The sequence below is a fragment of the Acanthopleuribacter pedis genome (genome assembly GCF_017377855.1).
Lineage (GTDB): Bacteria > Acidobacteriota > Holophagae > Acanthopleuribacterales > Acanthopleuribacteraceae > Acanthopleuribacter > Acanthopleuribacter pedis.
The window spans coordinates 127940-145386 of sequence record NZ_JAFREP010000026.1 but is presented as its reverse complement, the minus strand read 5'-3'; the positions used below and the strand labels follow the sequence as shown (position 1 = coordinate 145386).

Sequence of the window (17447 nt, the reverse complement as noted above, 5' to 3'; positions counted from 1 at the left end):
AATCCCTTTGGTTTCAAAAAAGGACGGCCCTCGGGTCGTCCTTTTCTTTTTCCGGTCCCGCTCTGAGGCACCTGTCCGGCCTGGTGGTTTTGGGTTAAAGTAAACAGGATCCCCCGAATGGAGTACCCAGTGAACATTCTAATAGTTGAAGACGAACCCGGCCTGCAACTGGGATTAAGCGACTTATTCGAAGATGCCGGTTACCAAACGAAGGTCTGTGATCGCGGCAAACAGGTATTGGGCCACCTGCGCTCTTTTCAACCGAACCTGATCATTCTCGATCTGGGCCTGCCCGACATGGACGGCACCCGCGTATTGAGCCAAATCCAATCGGAAGCCAAAAATATCCCGGTCCTGATTCTGAGCGCCCGCGCCAACGACGCCGATATCGTACTGGGTTTCAAGCTGGGCGCCTATGATTACGTGACCAAACCTTTTTCACCCACGGTGCTGCTGGCCCGCACGGAGGCGCTGCTTCAACGCATTACCCCGGAAGAACCGGCGGAGGAAGAAAGCCGTTGTTTGGCATTGCAACACCTGCGCGTTGATTTCGAGCGTTACGAGGCGACCCGCAACGGCGATCCCCTCCACCTCACCACCCGTGAGTTTGAGCTGCTCAGTATGTTGCACCAGCACCAGGGGCGGCCGGTTCACCGCAACGATATTTTGGACGAGGTTTGGGGTTTGGATTCCGAGGCCGGACCACGCACGGTGGACACCCACATCGCCCAACTCCGCAAAAAAATTGAACGCAACCCCGACCGACCCACGATCATTCTCAGTCAGCGCGGGATTGGCTACAAACTCGCGCTGTAACGGTTAAGGAACCCCGGCATGCCTTCGCTCCGATTTTTTCTTCCACTCGTGTTCGTGGCTTGGTCGCCGCTCCACTCAGAGGAGCCGGGCAGCCTCTATCAACCCAACTTGGACTTGGAACGCTTGATCTACCGAGCCGAGGTGTTTGGCCAGAAACAAGCGGTGCTATCCACCTTGCGCGGCATGCTCCAGGACGAGCGCCGCACCGCGCACCGCACCATTATTCGCGCCATCGGCGTGGTCAACGCGGGACAAGACATCGACGGGGATCGCAAGCTGGAAGCAAACGCGGCCGAAACCATGCTGCGCGGAACCACGGCCACGGTGGCTTTTCGCGGGGTAAAATATGCGCTGGTCGGCGGGCGCTGGCGCCGGCTGGGCGACTGGGTCGGCCCCTACCTGATCGCGGCCATTGAACCGGAACACATTTTGGCCGAGCACGACAGCGGTTACGAACGCCGTTTCAACTTGGTGCCCAAGGGGCGCTTGGAACCGGCTAACTTCCAGCGATACGCCTCATTCCACGGCGCCGATTTGGGCGACGTGCTGGCCTTCATCTGCGACCGAGAGCGCCTCAACTCCTACATTCCTTCCGGGATCAACACACCGGTTAACGGGGTTTATGTGATCACCGATTGGTGGACCTTGCTGGATGAGGTCAGCCAACACAACCAGATCCAGTGGACGCGCCATTTGGACAACCTGGTGTTTCAACCTAAAGATCAACAGCACGAACCATCGAGCCAACCGCTGATCGGCATTTATGGCAAAAACAAAAACCTGGGCGCCCTGTTCCAAACCATCGCGGAGAATTTTGGCATGGAGTTGGTTTTGGATGAGGAGTTCGCGGACGTCGAGGTCGACATCCACAACGAAGAACAGCCCTGGAACGAGGTCCTCGATTGCCTGGCCCTCATGAACGGCTTCCAATGGTGGCTCACGGAAAACCGCGGCCACCGCCGCTTGGTGATTCAAAAGGAACGCTAGCCCGCGACACTGACCGGCCATTGTTCAAGTGCGAATAATCGGAATCACCCTAACGGGCGCCTAACTCCTTAAACAAAATCAGGATCGTCGTCCATCATCCTCTTTTGCAACCCCCTTGAAAGGTGATTTGTTGGTAGTTTTAACATCCATAATGCGCCCTGTTTCAGTATCACGTTTGACCCAGTTTCCATTTTTATTTTGGAACTGAGTCCGGTTGTCTACTGAACCTTTTCTGTAGCCTTTGTTTGTATTTTTTGCCATGAACTATAAACCTCTTCTAGTTTGAAATTAAGATTCCAGACCCCCTCCACCACAACAGGTTGCGGAGGCTTTCTGATCAACCACAACTCAAGCAATGTTCGCGCCAATTCCACACCAAGATTCTAAAAGATGGTTTCCCAGACAGTTGCATTAATACAACAAGACGAAAAAAATCTTACCGCAACCCCATTAACTCTTTTCACCTAAATCAAGACACAAAATCTGTCTCCGTCACAAAAACAGAGACAGCACTCTGGAATCTGGATGAGATACCTTTGCTTACAGACCTCAGCCTGAACAAAAACACAGAGAGCAATAAAAACGGGCCGGTTTTTATGCCGGCCCGTTTTTTTGTGATCATGGGTCATGTAGCAAGGAGCGCCCGAGCGCTTGGTTAATCCTTGCTCAGGATTTCGGCCAAAGCCTCCGGGCTGGTGACCGGGTTTTCGCAGGTGAAGTTGTGGCAGACGTAAACCGTGGCCTGGTCGTCGATGCGTTTTTGATCGCGCGTGTAGGACGCCAGCTTGGTGATCGGCGCCGTTTCGCTTTCCACCAGCAACACCTCGTCGAAGGGTTGGTAGTGGCGGTTGATTTCGGCCAGCAGCGCTTGGGTGTCGTCGCTGTCGCGATCCCCGTGGACCACGATTTCCCGCGAGCCGAGCTGGTGCAAATCGTAGGCGATGATCGACATGTTGTGGCCGGCAGGACGGGTGCGCAGGGACGCGCCGAACGCTTCGCACACGCCGATGCCCAAACCCTCGTAGCGGGTTTCGCCGGTGAGTCTGGCCAAACGAATCAGGCACCAGGCCAGCACGGCGTTGCCGGAGGGAATGGCGCCGTCATAGATTTTTTGGCCGCGCACGATCAGCGGCTCGCCGTCGTCGGGCGTCAGGTAAAAGGCGCCGCTTTCCTCATCGTGGAAATGTTCCACCGCGGTGTCGCACAAGGCAACGGCGCGGGCCAGGTATTCGGCATCGAAACCGGCGCGGTAGATTTCGAGCAAACCCCAAATCATAAAGGCGTAATCGTCGATTAACCCGGTAAGCCCGGCTTGGCCGCGTCGCGCGCGCTTGAGCAAGCGACCGTTTTCATCGCGCAGGTGTTCGTGGATATAATCGGCCGCGCGGGTCGCCTGGGCCAGGTAATCGGGTTCGCCGAGAATGCGGGCGCCGAGGGCGAAGGCCGCGATCATGAGGCCGTTCCAATCGGTCAGGATTTTGTCGTCTTTCAAGGGATGAATCCGCTTTTCGCGGGCTTCAAACAGTTTTTCGCGACAACGTTGCAGCCTAATTTCCAGGAGGTTGAGGCCGAGCCCCTGTTCCTCGGCCAGTTCGGCAAGCGGTCGAATCAGGTGAGGAATGTTGTCACCGGTTTTATGGCCGGTCGCTTCCTCGTGGAAATTGCCTTCCTCGGTGAGGTTGTAGACGGCGTTGTACAAGGCGCCGTCGCTTTCGCCCAGGATGTCGATCACCTCGGCCGGTTTCCACACGTAGAACTTGCCCTCGACACCTTCTGAATCGGCGTCTTCCGCGCAGTAAAAACCACCGCCGGGGTCGGTCATGTCGCGCTGGACGTAGGTAAAGACGCGGCGCGCCACCGCGTGGAGTTCGGGATCCTCGGCAAGGGCGCCGGTTTCCAACAAGGCAATCGCCATCATGGCCTGGTCGTACAACATCTTTTCGAAGTGCGGTAACAGCCAGTAGGGATCGGTGGAATATCGGTGGAACCCGAAACCAACTTGGTCGAAAATGCCGCCGCGCGCCATGTGGTGCAAGGTGTGGCGGCACATGGTAAGGGCGTCTTCCCGCTCAAAGCGTTTGGCGGCACGCACCAACAGCATGAACTGGTGCGGCGTAGGGAACTTGGGCGCACCGGAGAAACCACCGTTGCGCGGATCGTAGAGGTTTTTTAGTTGCTCGTAGGCCTTTTGCAGCAGCCGCGTCTCGTGGAGTTCGGCCGGTTCGACACTGCTTTGTCCCGCGATGTAGTTGGTCAGTTGTTGTGCGTTTTTGAGCACCTCTTCCCGGTTTGATTGCCAGAATTCGCCCACCCGGGGAATCAGTTCCAGCATGCCGGGACGGCGGCCGGCGCCGGTCAGCGGAAAGTAGGTGCCGGTAAAAAAGGGTTGGCGATCGTGGTTGAGCAAGGCGGTCAAAGGCCAGCCGCCTTGCCCGTTCATGGCCAAACAGGCGGTCATATAAATGTCGTCGATGTCGGGGCGTTCTTCTTTGTCGACTTTGACGGCCACAAAATGTTCGTTCAGCAGCTTGGCGGCGGCTTCGTTTTCAAAAGATTCGTGTTCCATCACGTGGCACCAATGGCAGGTGGCGTAACCAATTGACAAAAAAATCGGGACATCGCGTTCCCGTGCGACGGCAAAAGCTTCCTCACCCCAGGGGAACCAATCGACGGGATTGGCGGCGTGTTGCAACAGGTAGGGGCTGGATTCAAAGATCAATCGATTGTAGTCGGGTCCACCGTCGGCCGGCAGTTGTTGAATGGCTTCGTCGCTGGGAAGGGTGGGTCGTTGATGACCGGACATCATGGCTCCTTGGGGATTCGTGAATGAAAACAGTTGGATCGAATAAGCGGGTTCGGCATCGCCCCGTTGCGAAAAGGGAACATCGGGCGGTTGAAAGCGCGGTACGTGTTTCTTTCGAAAATGTCCCCATCTACCGAAAAATTGTCAAGGTCCCAAAGCAAAAGGCGGAACAATCACACCAAACAGGGTTCGCACGACGCTCGCCTCTTTCTGAACAAGGCCGAACGTTATAAGATGCGAGTAACATAAGGGTATCCCACCGGAGGCTGGAACTTTGAAGAAAAACTCGTTGAAATTGGATCCGCAACTGTCCATTGTGATCGGGATTTTCGCGATTTCCGGCCTGCTCGTCTACTTTATTAACAAGCAAGCAGGAACCGTTTGGCAGGATTTCGCCCTGGTGCTCAACAACACCTTCATGAACATTCTCATTTTCGGCATTCTGCTGACCTGGCTGGAAAAGAAACGCCGCCGCCGCCACATCAACCGCGGTTACCTGGAACAATTGGAAGATTTCCGCTTCTGGCGCAGTGAAGAAGGCGTCTGGCGCAAGGTCGGTATCCTGCGCCGGTTGCGCAATCTCGAGGCGCAGCTCCCCGATTTGTCGGGCATCGAAATGGAAAACGCGATGATGGAATCCTGGGACTTGACCGACTTGCGTTTAAACCACGCAAATTTCACCAATGCGTTCCTCTGGCAGAGCGATGTGTCCAGAACAAGTTTTGAGCGCGGCATCATGGAACGGGTTTACCTCGAAAACGTCACCATGGACGGCACCAACTTCGACAAGGTTTATATGGTGATGGCCGACTTGCGGGAGGCCTGCGGCAAAAAAGCGCAATTTATGTGCACCAATCTGGAAATGAGCATCTTTAACGGCGCCCGTCTTGAGGACTGTAGTTTCGAAGGCGCCAATCTGGAAAAGGCCACCTTTGAGGGTGCGGTGCTCAAGGACTGCATGTTCTACCACGCGCACCTCGTTGACTGCAATTTTAAGGACGCCGACCTGCAAGGCGCCGATTTCCGGCAAACCGACCTCAGTGGCTGCAGCAACCTCAGTTACGCGCAGTTGGAACAAGCAATGATCGATGAAACCACCAAACTGCCTCTGGAGCTTCACGCCGAACAAGAGGATTTGCTGAAGAAGATGAAGCAACAGAACCATGGCCCGGTACGCGCCCATTTCGACAACAACGTGCCCCACTACCGCTCCAAACCCAACTTGCAGGATCACCGCCGTTCGCGCACCATTTTGGACCACTTCTAACCCGGTCGGCGTAGGCGGCACACGCCGATAGACCGGCGCCGAGCCAACGATTTAAGGGTTTTCATCAGGCCGCGCCGCGTCATCCGGGCGCTGCATGCGTTCTTGCATCGTTGCCGGAAGAGCGGCGATTTGGGCGACCATTTGGTTGAGGTTCTCGCGCAGGGCCAGCCAGTTTTCCCGACCGTACAGTTCGTAAATGCCGTCTTGTGCTTGTTGCCAGTAAGGCAAGGCTTCGGCCAGTTTGGTTTCACCGCCCGCCGTGAGCGTGATGAACCGCGTGCGCCGGTCGAGCCCGGCGCGAATCGCCACCCAACCCCGTTTTTCCATGAGTTGGAGGTTGCGGGTCAGCGTGGTGCGGTCGATGGTTAAGGCCTCCGACAACATCGGCAGCGTGGCCTCGCCGAGGGTGTCGAGGGCGCGTAGCAGGGTGAACTGGGTCGCTTTGAGGCCGACCTTGGCCAGAAAGGGGTCGTAGATTTGACCCATGAGGCGGTCGACGCGCCGGAAGGCAAAAAAGATACAGGGCTCACATTCTTTTTTCGCCACCATGAACTCCCTTGGCAGATCCCAAAAATCCCGTGTGCGTTAGGTTAAAACAAAGCGTATTCGGATACAACGGCATTCGCCGTTCGGTACAACGGCATTCGCCGTTCGGTACAACGGCATTCGCCGTTCGGTACAACGGCATTCGCCGTTGGGAGCGATGGGTCAACGCGTCCGAGCGGTGAAGTTTCGATTTCCACGACAAAGATTTTTCTTGCGAAACCAGATCGTAAACGTGATTTGTGACATCCGTGTTAAATAATTTCAGCCGCGAATGACCCTTTTCCCACCCATCTTCGCCGGGGCACCCAAGGTTCACAAAGGACCTTCATCTCACGTCAGTCCCCGGTGATGGTAAATCCCCCGCGTAACCCCCGCGACCCCGTCGTGACGCAACGATTCCAACACCACCCGGATTCCCCTCATCCAAAACCGTCCACATCCAACCAGCAAACAAGGGAGACGTCACCGCCGCGACGTTTTCCAGGGGAGAAAAAATATGAAGCAAGCACAGTCGCGATGGTCCCAGGTTAACAGCATTCTTGAAGCGGTTATGGACTTGCCGCCGGAACAGGCGATTAAGGCAATCGAAAAAGCCTGTGGCTCAGACGAGGGCCTCCAAAAAGAAGTGCTCGCCTTGTGGCGTGAGATGAACAGCGACGAACCCGAGGATTTACCCATGAGTCGCGGCGTTTCCCGATTTTTTGAACGCACCGCCGCACAGGACCGCAAGGGCAATATGGCGCCGGAGCCGGTGCGAAAACCGGAGCGTTCGGAGGAAGCAACGGAACGCAGACAATGGTTCATGCCCTTCCTGCCGGAGACGCAACTGCGGTTTTCCTAACTCAAACCTAAGAAGCGCTGACGCGGGGATTTTAGCTAAACCTCTGGGCTGCGACGGCCTGTAAAAATACTCACCGCACCCATGGGTGCGCGTCGTGCGCGACCCCGGTCCGTTTTTTCCAAACCATTTCGCTCCAGATCTTTAGCCAAAATCCCTGGCTCTTATCGCGCCTCTTAGGTAAAACCGGGCACATCTTACACAAAATACCAACCGTTCAAAAATACCTTTAGCCCTATCACATTTTCACCAAAAACACTTTCTTAAAAAACATTCTTTTCCCAAAAGAGGTCATGCATCACAGCAGGGCCTCTTTTTTTGTTTCACATTGCAACGCAGCGGTGACGCCTCCCACCAACTCGGGGGAGAACGCTTTCAACCCAACAACGGTTGCGGCTTCTTCCTCGTGATTAAGATGCATGATGCGCGCGTCACACTTTTCCGCCGAACCTGTCTTTTCGGTCTTCCGAAAGTTTTTAGCCCGCATTTCTCACAAGGATTCGTCGCGAGAAGCAGAAAGCCTTGTGAGAAATGCGGGTTAGTGAATTCCGGCGGGTATTAATGAACCGGGATAAGCGTGAACCCTCTACCTTCAGGAGTTATTGTATGTCCTTGTTGCTTTTTGGTGATGCAGTCTTAACCAACCGTTCGGGGAACACCCCGTTTCACGAACACACAACTTGCCAATCCGCCCGCTCTGGATTTAAACCCACCATGCAACGCCTTGCCACGGTTTTGGTCATGACCGTTTTGACCGTAATGCCCTTAACCGCCCAAATTTATATTCAAGATTCTTTCGACGACACGACCCTCGCCAATTGGGTTTCGCGCGGCACGGCCGCCGCGCCAAACGGGTCCCTCAACATCACCTTGCCGGGGGGTTCCGCCGTCCAGCAAAGTATGTTGCCGGCGAATGAGACGCTGACCTATTCGGTGGACCTCCGCTTTAATGAAGCGGTTTCCGGTGGTCCCGACGCGGTTCTGCTGCTTTCACAAACCGACACCAACGAGCCCTTCCAAGGTTCGAACGACGCCTGGTTTTTCCGCGTCGGCCACGAATGGGGAACTTGGTCCTACGAGCTCAGCCGCCGCAACGCCTGGGACACCACGGTTTTGGCGTCGGGTGACTTGCCCCAGCCCTTGACGGTTGGGACCTGGTACCAGCTTCGGGTGACCCGCGACGGGGGCAACCTCAGCGTTTCCCTGATGAACCAACAGACCGAAATCATCGCCGCGAACGCGGTTGACGCGGCCAATGATCCGGGCGGCGCTTACACGGCCTTGTATGCGGCGGGTGAAGGCGCGGTGGATTTCGACCAGTTTCAGGTGCTGGGCCCGGAAGGCGTGTTGCCGCCGACGGTTTCGTTTACGACCGCGTCAGCGACCCTCGCCGAAGACGCGGGCGCGGTGTCCGTTTCACTAACCTTGGATGCGCCGGCACCGGCCGGCGCCTCGGTGACCGTCCAAATAAGCGGAACCGCGACCCAGGGCGGCGATTACCAAAACAGTTCAGCCAGAACCTTAACCTTTAATGAAGACGACCGCGCGGGCACCCTCTCCTTGACCCTGATCGACGACAACCTCCAGGAAAGCGACGAAACGGTGATCCTCACCCTGAGCAATCCCGTGGATCTTCGTCTGGGCACCACAACCACCCACACCCTCACCATCATCGATAACGACGCCCCCACTCCCTGCACCAATCCCTTCACCACGATGTTGCCGATGTGGTTCACCACCGCGATGCCGGGCCGCGACAGCGTGGTCACGGTATTGGATTTGGTCGACGCGCAAAATTGCACCACCTGCGACAGCTACACGGTGACGGTTCAAGCCGGCCAAGGCGGCACCGTGACGCCCACCGGCAGCCAAACCGTCGCCTGTGACCAAACCCTGACCATCACCGCCACGCCCGACACCGGCTTCACCTTTTCCGGCTGGAGCGGTGACGCAACGGGCACCACCAATCCCCTAACGCTTGACAGCAGCGGCGGGAACCAAAACCTTACCGCCAACTTCCAAGCCGTCGCCGCCGGGCCGATTGCAAACGCGGGTCGCGATCAAGCCGTCACCGAGGGTGCCACGGTCCAACTGGACGGGAGCGCCTCAACCGGCGATACAGCCCTGACCTACGCCTGGCAACAAACGAGCGGCCCGACGGTCGCCCTGCAAAACGCCACCACGGCAACGCCTTCATGGACCGCGCCTTCGGTCACGGCCGACACCCTGTTCACCTTCCAACTACAAGTCACCGACAACACCCAAGCCACAAGCACCGACACGGTCGCGGTCACCGTACGCCCCCAAGGCGGAGAACAAGCCCCCTGCGCCGAGGCCGTGATTGAACCGGCCCCAACCGCCGGCACCACCCTGGTGAGCACCCTCGAAATCCGCAACGACCGAGCCAGCCCCCGCACCTGTGAACCCGCTTGGTCCGGCATCCCCATCGCACGGTCCGCCAACCTGACCGACACCACCGGTTTGATGCTGATCGACAGCAACGGCAACCGCGTCGCCGCCCAGTTCGACATTGTTTCTCGCTGGGGCGGTTCGGTTCAAGACACCAGCCTGCCGATCCGCTGGTTGCAAATCAGCACCATCACCAGCATCGCCGCCGAGAGCATCGTTGCTTATGAGGTGCGCCGCGCCGGCACGGCCCAAACCGATCCCAACGCCTTAACCGTTACCGACAACGGCACGTCCGTCGTGGTGGATACCGGCACGGCCCGCTTCACCCTGGACCCCGCCAACCCGGCGCTTTTTGCACAAATCGCCCTGGACAGCACCGGCCAAGGCACCTTCGAAACCATCTACACCCACGGCGCCGGCGCGGGCCCCCGCCTGAGCTACCGCAACGGCGCCGCCGAAATCAGCTTGAGCACCGCCGGCACCAACGAGGTTCGCGTCGAACCCGACGGCTTCAGCATTGTGGAAACCGGACCCCTCAAAGCAGTGGTCCTCCTACGCGGGCGCTTCAGCGATCCCGGCGGGACCAGCATCTGCGCGGCGGGCGCGGGTTACGAGCGCTTTGCCTTCACCCTTGCCGCCACCTTCGTGCGCGGTTCCAGCGACATTTTGATGCAGTACCACCTGCGCAATGAATGCAGCGACGCCAACGGCGGACCTTGGACCGACGAATTCGCCACCGTTACCGATGCGAGCTGGCATTTCCCCTTCGCCACGTTCGACACGCCGGTGGTCCACGCGGGCGGCGACGGTGACCTGATGACCTCGGCCGCGGGTTTCAACGGCGCCACCACGGTCACCCAGTTCAAAGGCGGCGGCACGCCCTGGCGACGCCGCGCGGAAGTCCAAATCAACGGGCAAACCCAAGAGAATGCCGAATTTTTTAGCAACCCCATGGTCGCCTTGAGCGATACCAATTTCATCGCCACGGGTCAAATGCCTTGGCTGCGCTACCGCGAACCCCAAGGTTTGGCGGTGACCAACCAAACCCTGTCTCTCCACTTCGTCAGCGAATCCCTAACCGTGGGTGAGGGCAAAGGCTTGTGGAACTTCGCCCGCGTCGGACTGGCCGCAACGGCGACGGCGGCGGCCGGCCAATCCGTGGCGGCATTCCTCGAAAACGAACGCAACCGCGGCCGTTTCATGCTGGAACGGGGTTTGTTACCGCGCGCGACCCTCGACATGATCAATGCAAGCGGCGTGTATCCCAGCCTGGGGACCCATGCACCCTCTGCCCCCAAAACCGCCTACCTCGACACCTTGAACCTGATGCACAACGATCACGTGTTGCCGGGCGGTCAGTATGATCGCGGCAAGATTTACGGTTCGCAACTCTGGCCGGAAGTATCCTTCGACCGCTGGGATGTGGACAACGACACACCGGCCGACATGAACGGCACCCACGCTTATTGGAACCCACAGGGCGCGGAAATGTTGGAGTTCCTGCGTTCCGGCGATCCCAAATGGGTTTGGGATTTCGCCTTGCCGGCGGCCTGGCTGCAAATGCACACGGCCTACCTCAACACGGGCGACCAATTCCACGGCAACCGCAACGGCTTTGCGGTGACCAGCGGCGGCACGGGCGAGGGTCATTGGCACCGCGGCGCGGGCGGCTCCGACGACTATTCGTACAACGACGGCATGAAGCTGGCTTACGCCTTGCGGCCCAACCCAATCATGCGCGACCGTTTCCGCCAGGCGGGCCGCACCATCGTGGACCGCTACGACATCCCGCGCGCGCAGGAAGCACAACGGACACAATACGTTAACCGCGTCGAAATTTCGCGTCAGGTCATTCAGCACTTCGAAATGTTGGCCAACTGCGCGGAGTACGTACCCGGCGAAGGCGGCAACGCCTGCCACGACCGCTTGATGGAACTCTTGTCGGAACTGACGCTGGACAACCTGCGCGCGGGCATCATGTGCGCCGACGACATCCCAAGCACCAACTGCCTGAACCCGCAAGGTTTCATGATGGCAAGCATGATGTACAGCTTCTTCATGCGTTCATTCCGCAACTACGGCGACATCGAAGGTATCTTGGGTGATGCGATGGTGGACATCGGCCGAAACCTGTTCCGCTACACCATGCGCGGCCAGGAGGGGCAACCGATCAACATCAACGGCGATTGGGCGCCGATGATGGACTGCACCCTCAACGCGGAAGGTACCGCGGTGGTGAACTGCACCCCGTTCCAAGTCGACGACGCCTGGATGTACCAACAAAACAGACCCCACACCGCGGCGATGCTGTTGACGGCCCACGAGCTGGACCCCAGCATCAGTATGTGCGAGGCGGTGCGCGCCATCTACGATGATCCCAATTTCCTGCCTTCATTCTGGGACGGCTACATCGGCAATGATTCGGGCTGGTGGAAAGGCGCAGCACAAATGATGCAGGGCATGGTGTTCGGCATCGGCGTGTACGACACCTGCAGCGATCCTTAACCCTATGGCAAAGCAGAGAAAAGCGGGTGGTTCCGGCCACCCGTTTTTTGAACACCGCGGCGTCTCGTTGTTTGACCTAAAGAAATAATTCTTTTTTTGGTTGGACGATGACCAGATTAAGCTCTTCGTTTCCTTTATGGTCGCCATGCTGTCCCGTGTCAGCCGGTGGGCCCGGGTCTTTATCCGGTTTAATTGAATTGCCGAAGGCGGCAATGGGAAGAAGGCCGGGGTTGATCACAGGACTGTAAGAAGCAGAAACTTGGAATGAACATAAAGAAACACAAAGAGTTAGGAGAAATGCTTTAAGAGTCATGGGCTACCCTCTTGAAAAATTCTGAAGTTAATCCGCCGCACCGCAGGAATCCAAACAAACCTGCGAAATCAGCAGACCACTCATATTACAGAAATGCGCAAAGCAAAGGAAAACCAAGCAGTGATTTTAATCACAAAATCCCACCCCCCTTAGACCAAGTCACAAACAACGATGAACAATACGCCCCAATTACCAGTTCCTAAGGGGAATCATACAAACAATTTGAGCGCCGGCGCCCCTCAAGCGTGATCAAGTAGTCGGTTATTTACGCCCAACAACTTGCGTCTTCAATTTTTCGTGAAGCTCCTCACATTTTCATTTTGCAGCGATACAGCGCCACACTTTTTCACTCCTACGCAGCGTTCTACATGCTTTCTCCACAATCGCGCCTTAAATTGGCAAAACATGATCGGGGGACCAACCCCCGTTTCATTCGTCCCTTCTCATAACGCAATCATCAAAGCCGATTCTTCCTCACGGTTGACCTTCGTCCTTTTTCGATGAGCCCGGTCTCGCGCAAACCCTTTTGCGCAAGCAAGCTCTCTTTGACGTTCGGTTCAAACCAACGCGTCGTCGTCAACCATCCATCGGCCGGAATGAATGCATCTACCCAAGCTGTCACCCAAACATCCGGCAGTTGGTCGAGCGAACCCATTGGGTCGTCTCACCAGGCCGGGCTCCGTGTTTTGGCGTGACAGGAACCATCGTTTTTAGGAGTTTTTCATGGAATCTCAAACCAACTTCCATCGTCTGATCGCCGAATTTGGCGCCGTCATCGGAATCCCTCAATTGGCCGCGGACGAGGAGGGTGTTTGCACCATCGCCCTCAACGAAACCTATTTCCTCCACCTCGGTTACCGCGATAGCGGCCCCGCGGGCGAAGTGGTGGTGACCACCCAACTCGGATCGGTCGATCCCGAGGTCCGCGCCGAGGTTTTTGCCGACCTCCTCGCCGAAAACCTGTATCCCGAAACCCTCGATTTGGCCTTCGCCTGGGACAAACACCGGCAAATGGTGGTGTTGACCGCCAAAGTCTCCCTTCACGACCTGGATGCGCCGGCGTTCAGCACCTTCCTCGAGCGATTTATGGAAATCAACACCTACTGGACGGGTCGCTTGGAAGGAACACCTGCCGAGCCGGTCGACAGCCCGGCAAGCGAAGACAGCCCCGTTTCCGAACCGTCACCACCCCAAGAAGCCGGCCCCGACATCATCCCGTTTAACCCGGCTCCCAGCCAAACCCACGGCATGTTCAATCCCAAATTCATGGCCTGATCGCCGCGACCCATTTCACAGGAAGGAGCCACACTATGACTGTCAATATGAGTGCATTTCGCAAAGTAATGAATACTTCATCGAGCCGTATCGTCAATGAAAACGGCAATTTAGCATCACGACCCAAGGGTACCTGGGGCCAGTATTTCGTCAGCTTTTATGACAACCGCGGTGTTCAGAGCGACATCAAATCGCAGAACCGCGCGGTGCGCAACGATTTCATCAAAGCCCTCAAGCAGGACTACGGCGATAAATTAGCCAACCGCATCATCAAACGCTACCACCTCAACCAAAACAAGTCGCAGCCACTTTCCAGCACCACCATCAAGCAGGTCATCAAGGCAACCGACAAAGAATTTCTGAAACCCATGAAACAGGAATTCCGCCAAATTATCGCCAATGCCCCGCGTGATCGCATTGCGCTCATCAAAGACAAGACCTTTCCGCGCAAACTGGAACACCATCTCAACAAAATGCTGGGTCCCTACGAGGGCAAACAACGCCAGGCGATCCTCAACGAATTGCGCGAGCAGGTGAATGGATTACCGGGTTACTTCCCCAAATTCGTCAGGGAAAAGGCCCACGACATTATCGACACCCAAGATCGCCAAGTAGGCGCACCCGGCTGGGGTTATTTGGGGCCCAGTAAGGCAGGCGATGACGACGAACACGTGATGAACCGCGGCATCGCCGAGGTGGTTATGATCGGCAAGGAACCCTACACCCCAATCTACATGTCCGTGTATGGCGACGCCTTAACCTCATCAAAACCAAGCTTTAAAGACGTCGGCCAAGACGAAGACGGCCGCATTTTGATTCATACCGGTAACAAAAAAGACGATGAAGGAACGCTTTGGGTCAGTATGGGTCGACCGCATCGCCAGGTCAAATGGCTGGAGAACTACAGCCGCCAGGGCAATATCAAAGGGCACCAGAACCAACCGCTGATTCGTTCTTTTTTGGTGCCGCTCCACATCGCCAACGAAATTTCGGCCGACTGTATCACCGAGCATAACTCCAAAGGTTCCGGCAAGGACATGAGCGTCGACAAGCACTACGAAGCCAACCAATACGGCATCGTCAACCCACGCTCGCTGGAAAAGCTGCGTCAGCACGCGCTGCCCGGCTCCCTGAAAACCTACACCGACGGCCCGCTCGACAAGCAACCCAAGAACTGGGGCGACGTGGTGCCGGTCTCCGACCTGCGCATGAAACTGGGTGTGCCCGACGCCAACATCCCCGGCATCGACATCTTCACCGAGGTGGTCCCCTCTTCCGACGCCCGCAAGCTCTACGCGATTCTGGCCAACGATGAAAGTGTATTGTTCAAAAAGGAGCGTCTGCCCAAAGGCAAAAAACTCGACAAAAAACGGACTGATTTGCTCGAGAAGTTCCTACTCAAGGGCATCAAACAGAAGGACCTGCAAGCCTTCCTCAAACCCTGGGCCACCTCAGGTGGGAAGAACAAGCCGGACGCCCAACACTTGCGCAACCAAGGCGTACCCGACAAAACCATCAAAGAGTTGGAAGCCAAGTTGCAAGATGTCGGCTTCATTGAAAAGTCCAGTTACAAAGACCGTGCCGACGAGCTGTTGACCATCTACGCGTACCATACGGGTAACGAAGAGTACTTGCCGGACGGTGTGGATTGGGGAAACAAACAATCGCGAAAACTGCTGGTCGACAACTTCTGTAACAAACACCAACCCAAAAAGGTTTCACGGGACGACTTCATCAACGACTACGTGGGTCCATGGGCCACGCAAGCGCGGATTTCGCAGGAGATTAGTGAAAACTTCGACGAACTTCGCGAGGAACAAATCGACAGTTTACCCAGGGAAGCCCCGCTCATCGAATTTTCTCGCGACGAGGATCTCCCCATCGTCGGTCGGGCCTGGCCGAAGGAAACCAAGTTATCGCTTCAGACCCAGGAACTTTTGGAACAGCGTTACCAATTACGAAAAGGCTTGCGCGACCTGCAAGCCAACATCGATACGGCATTCAAAGACAAAAAAGGCGTCCAAAAAGAGGCGCGCCGCATTCTCGGCCCCATGAAGAACCGCATCGGCACCATCCTCAACGATTACAACTTCAAAATCGGGAAAACCAGCCACCTCAAAACGGCGATGCCCGGTTACCAGATGGAACTGATGGACTACCGCGACGGCTTGGCCGCGCTGCTGCCCAAAACCAACCCACCCAAGGCTTTGGTCGATATCATCGCCACCTTGGACCGCGCCATCCAGGGTTCTAAAACCGAATTGAAGGACCAACTCAGCTTGGCCTTGCAGGACATCGGCAAAAGCATCAAATCGCGTCAGGGCTTTATGGCTGATTCAAGTAACCTGTCCAAATGGAACGCCTTGAGCAAAACCTTTGGTACCGCCGCCGCCAAGCTCGACGGCAAGGCCGCCCGCCAGGCCTTTGACGGCATGATCCGGCTCTTTTCCCAGGATCTGAACAGCTTGATCACCAAAGGCCAAAAGGAATTCCGCACCAATGGCAAGATCAGCAAGGAAACACAAAAACGGCTGGACAGCCTGCCGCGGCGCGAGCAGGACTACGCCAAGCTGCAAATTGTGCAGGCCAAATCCAGCTCGAAATCGCAGAGTTCCAAGTTCTACCAATCTGGGGTTCATTTCCGAGGAAAAACCCAATCCCTGGAGAAAACAAGCAAGGTCACCCAAACCGGTATCCACAACACCGGCAACAGCTGTTATTTGGCGGCGGGGCTGAACATGTTGTCCTCGGTGGAACCCTACCGTCAGTTGTTCAATCCCCAGAACTTCAATCAAGTCAACTATGTGGGTAAACCAACCCAGTGGGCCGCGGTACAAAATATCGGTCCCAAGGTCTGGGCGATCATGGAAGACGTCCGCGCGGGCCGTTCCGTTGACCGCGATACGATCAACGACTTACTGGCCACCATGGACCGCTACCACCTGTTGCCGGCGCCGTCCTTGGCCGCGATGCGCATGGGCCAAACCGCGCGCACCGCACAACAGGATCCCAACGAGGTGATTTTCCGCAAGTTGATTCCGCTGTTCGATCCCAACAACAGCATGTCGTTGAACCAACGCATTGTCACCGACTTCACCCCCCACCTCGACCAGGCGGTTCAAAAACCAAACCTCAATACCGTGGACCACACCGACCTGGTAAACGGCCGCATGGTACAGAACCAAATGGACCCGATCATTGAGTTGCCGATCCGCAATCGACACGGCGAAATCGATGATTTAGAGGACGCCTTCGACGCCTTCCAAGATCAGGAAACCATTGACGGGGTACGTGCAAATCATAACCAGGGCGTCATTGAATCACGGGCGAACCGAACCCTCACTGTCCAAGGTACGCCGCCGGCGGTCACCTTTACCTTGCGACGCGGTGACGGTCTGGAGAAGGACGACCACGAGGTGGAGGCGCCGCAACGCATGCAAATCAACAATGTTTGGTATAGCCTAAAAGCGGTCGTCAATCACGAGGGCGCCTCGCTCAACTCAGGTCACTACACGGCCTTAACGGTGAATCCCAACAGCGGTTCCTGGGAACATCGCGACGATTCCTCGGTGTCCTCGATCAAAACACCCGACGAAACGAGCGAATCGAACCAATCCCAAAAGAATCGCGGGTACATGTTCACCTACGTGCGCGAATAAAAGCTAAAAAGCGCGATAACGCGCCCAGC

11 protein-coding genes are annotated in these 17447 nt (G+C 56.6%); 7 read left to right on the top strand and 4 right to left on the bottom strand.

The genetic code is table 11. From position 1 onward, the window contains the following. Positions 1-129 precede the first annotated feature (129 nt). Positions 130-816, top strand: a complete 687-nt coding sequence (locus J3U88_RS24630) for a response regulator (RefSeq protein ID WP_207861659.1) — start codon at positions 130-132, stop codon at positions 814-816. A gap of 18 nt (positions 817-834) precedes the next feature. Then, on the top strand, positions 835-1803 hold the full coding sequence (locus tag J3U88_RS24625; protein ID WP_207861658.1) for a hypothetical protein: 969 nt from the start codon (positions 835-837) through the stop codon (positions 1801-1803). 78 nt (positions 1804-1881) lie between these two features. On the opposite strand, the gene J3U88_RS24620 is transcribed toward J3U88_RS24625, so the two are convergent. Together J3U88_RS24620 and J3U88_RS24615 are read right to left on the bottom strand one after the other, a co-directional pair. Next, positions 1882-2064 (bottom strand): hypothetical protein, encoded by a 183-nt coding sequence (locus tag J3U88_RS24620; protein ID WP_207861657.1) that lies wholly within the window; start codon positions 2062-2064, stop codon positions 1882-1884. Between the two features lie 394 nt (positions 2065-2458). After that, positions 2459-4606 carry a thioredoxin domain-containing protein gene (locus J3U88_RS24615; RefSeq protein WP_207861656.1) on the bottom strand — a complete coding sequence of 716 codons (2148 nt, stop codon included), beginning with the start codon at positions 4604-4606 and terminating at the stop codon, positions 2459-2461. Between the two features lie 274 nt (positions 4607-4880). Between J3U88_RS24615 and J3U88_RS24610 the strand changes: the two genes are divergently transcribed. Beyond that, complete coding sequence (locus J3U88_RS24610; protein WP_207861655.1) at positions 4881-5873, top strand: pentapeptide repeat-containing protein; 993 nt, start codon at positions 4881-4883, stop codon at positions 5871-5873. A gap of 51 nt (positions 5874-5924) precedes the next feature. Here the strand turns inward: J3U88_RS24610 and J3U88_RS24605 are convergent, their stop codons facing one another. Continuing rightward, positions 5925-6419 (bottom strand): MarR family transcriptional regulator, encoded by a 495-nt coding sequence (locus J3U88_RS24605; RefSeq protein WP_207861654.1) that lies wholly within the window; start codon positions 6417-6419, stop codon positions 5925-5927. 496 nt (positions 6420-6915) lie between these two features. Here J3U88_RS24605 and J3U88_RS24600 point away from each other — a divergent pair, with 496 nt between their 5' ends. Further along, a complete protein-coding gene (locus tag J3U88_RS24600; RefSeq protein ID WP_207861653.1) occupies positions 6916-7260 on the top strand; it encodes a hypothetical protein in 345 nt (114 codons plus the stop codon). Positions 7261-7863: 603 nt separating this feature from the next. After that, positions 7864-12171 carry a PKD domain-containing protein gene (locus J3U88_RS24595; protein WP_207861652.1) on the top strand — a complete coding sequence of 1436 codons (4308 nt, stop codon included), beginning with the start codon at positions 7864-7866 and terminating at the stop codon, positions 12169-12171. A 76-nt stretch (positions 12172-12247) separates the two neighbouring features. Here J3U88_RS24595 and J3U88_RS24590 read toward each other — a convergent pair whose 3' ends face one another. Further along, positions 12248-12484 (bottom strand): hypothetical protein, encoded by a 237-nt coding sequence (locus J3U88_RS24590; RefSeq protein ID WP_207861651.1) that lies wholly within the window; start codon positions 12482-12484, stop codon positions 12248-12250. Between the two features lie 723 nt (positions 12485-13207). On the opposite strand from J3U88_RS24590, the gene J3U88_RS24585 reads away from it, so the two are divergent. Together J3U88_RS24585 and J3U88_RS24580 are read left to right on the top strand one after the other, a co-directional pair. Continuing rightward, positions 13208-13759, top strand: coding sequence for a type III secretion system chaperone (locus J3U88_RS24585; protein WP_207861650.1), 552 nt, complete (start codon positions 13208-13210; stop codon positions 13757-13759). A gap of 35 nt (positions 13760-13794) precedes the next feature. Then, the gene (locus J3U88_RS24580) at positions 13795-17418 is read left to right on the top strand and encodes a ubiquitin carboxyl-terminal hydrolase (protein ID WP_207861649.1); all 3624 of its coding nucleotides are present in this window, start codon (positions 13795-13797) and stop codon (positions 17416-17418) included. Positions 17419-17447: the final 29 nt, after the last annotated feature.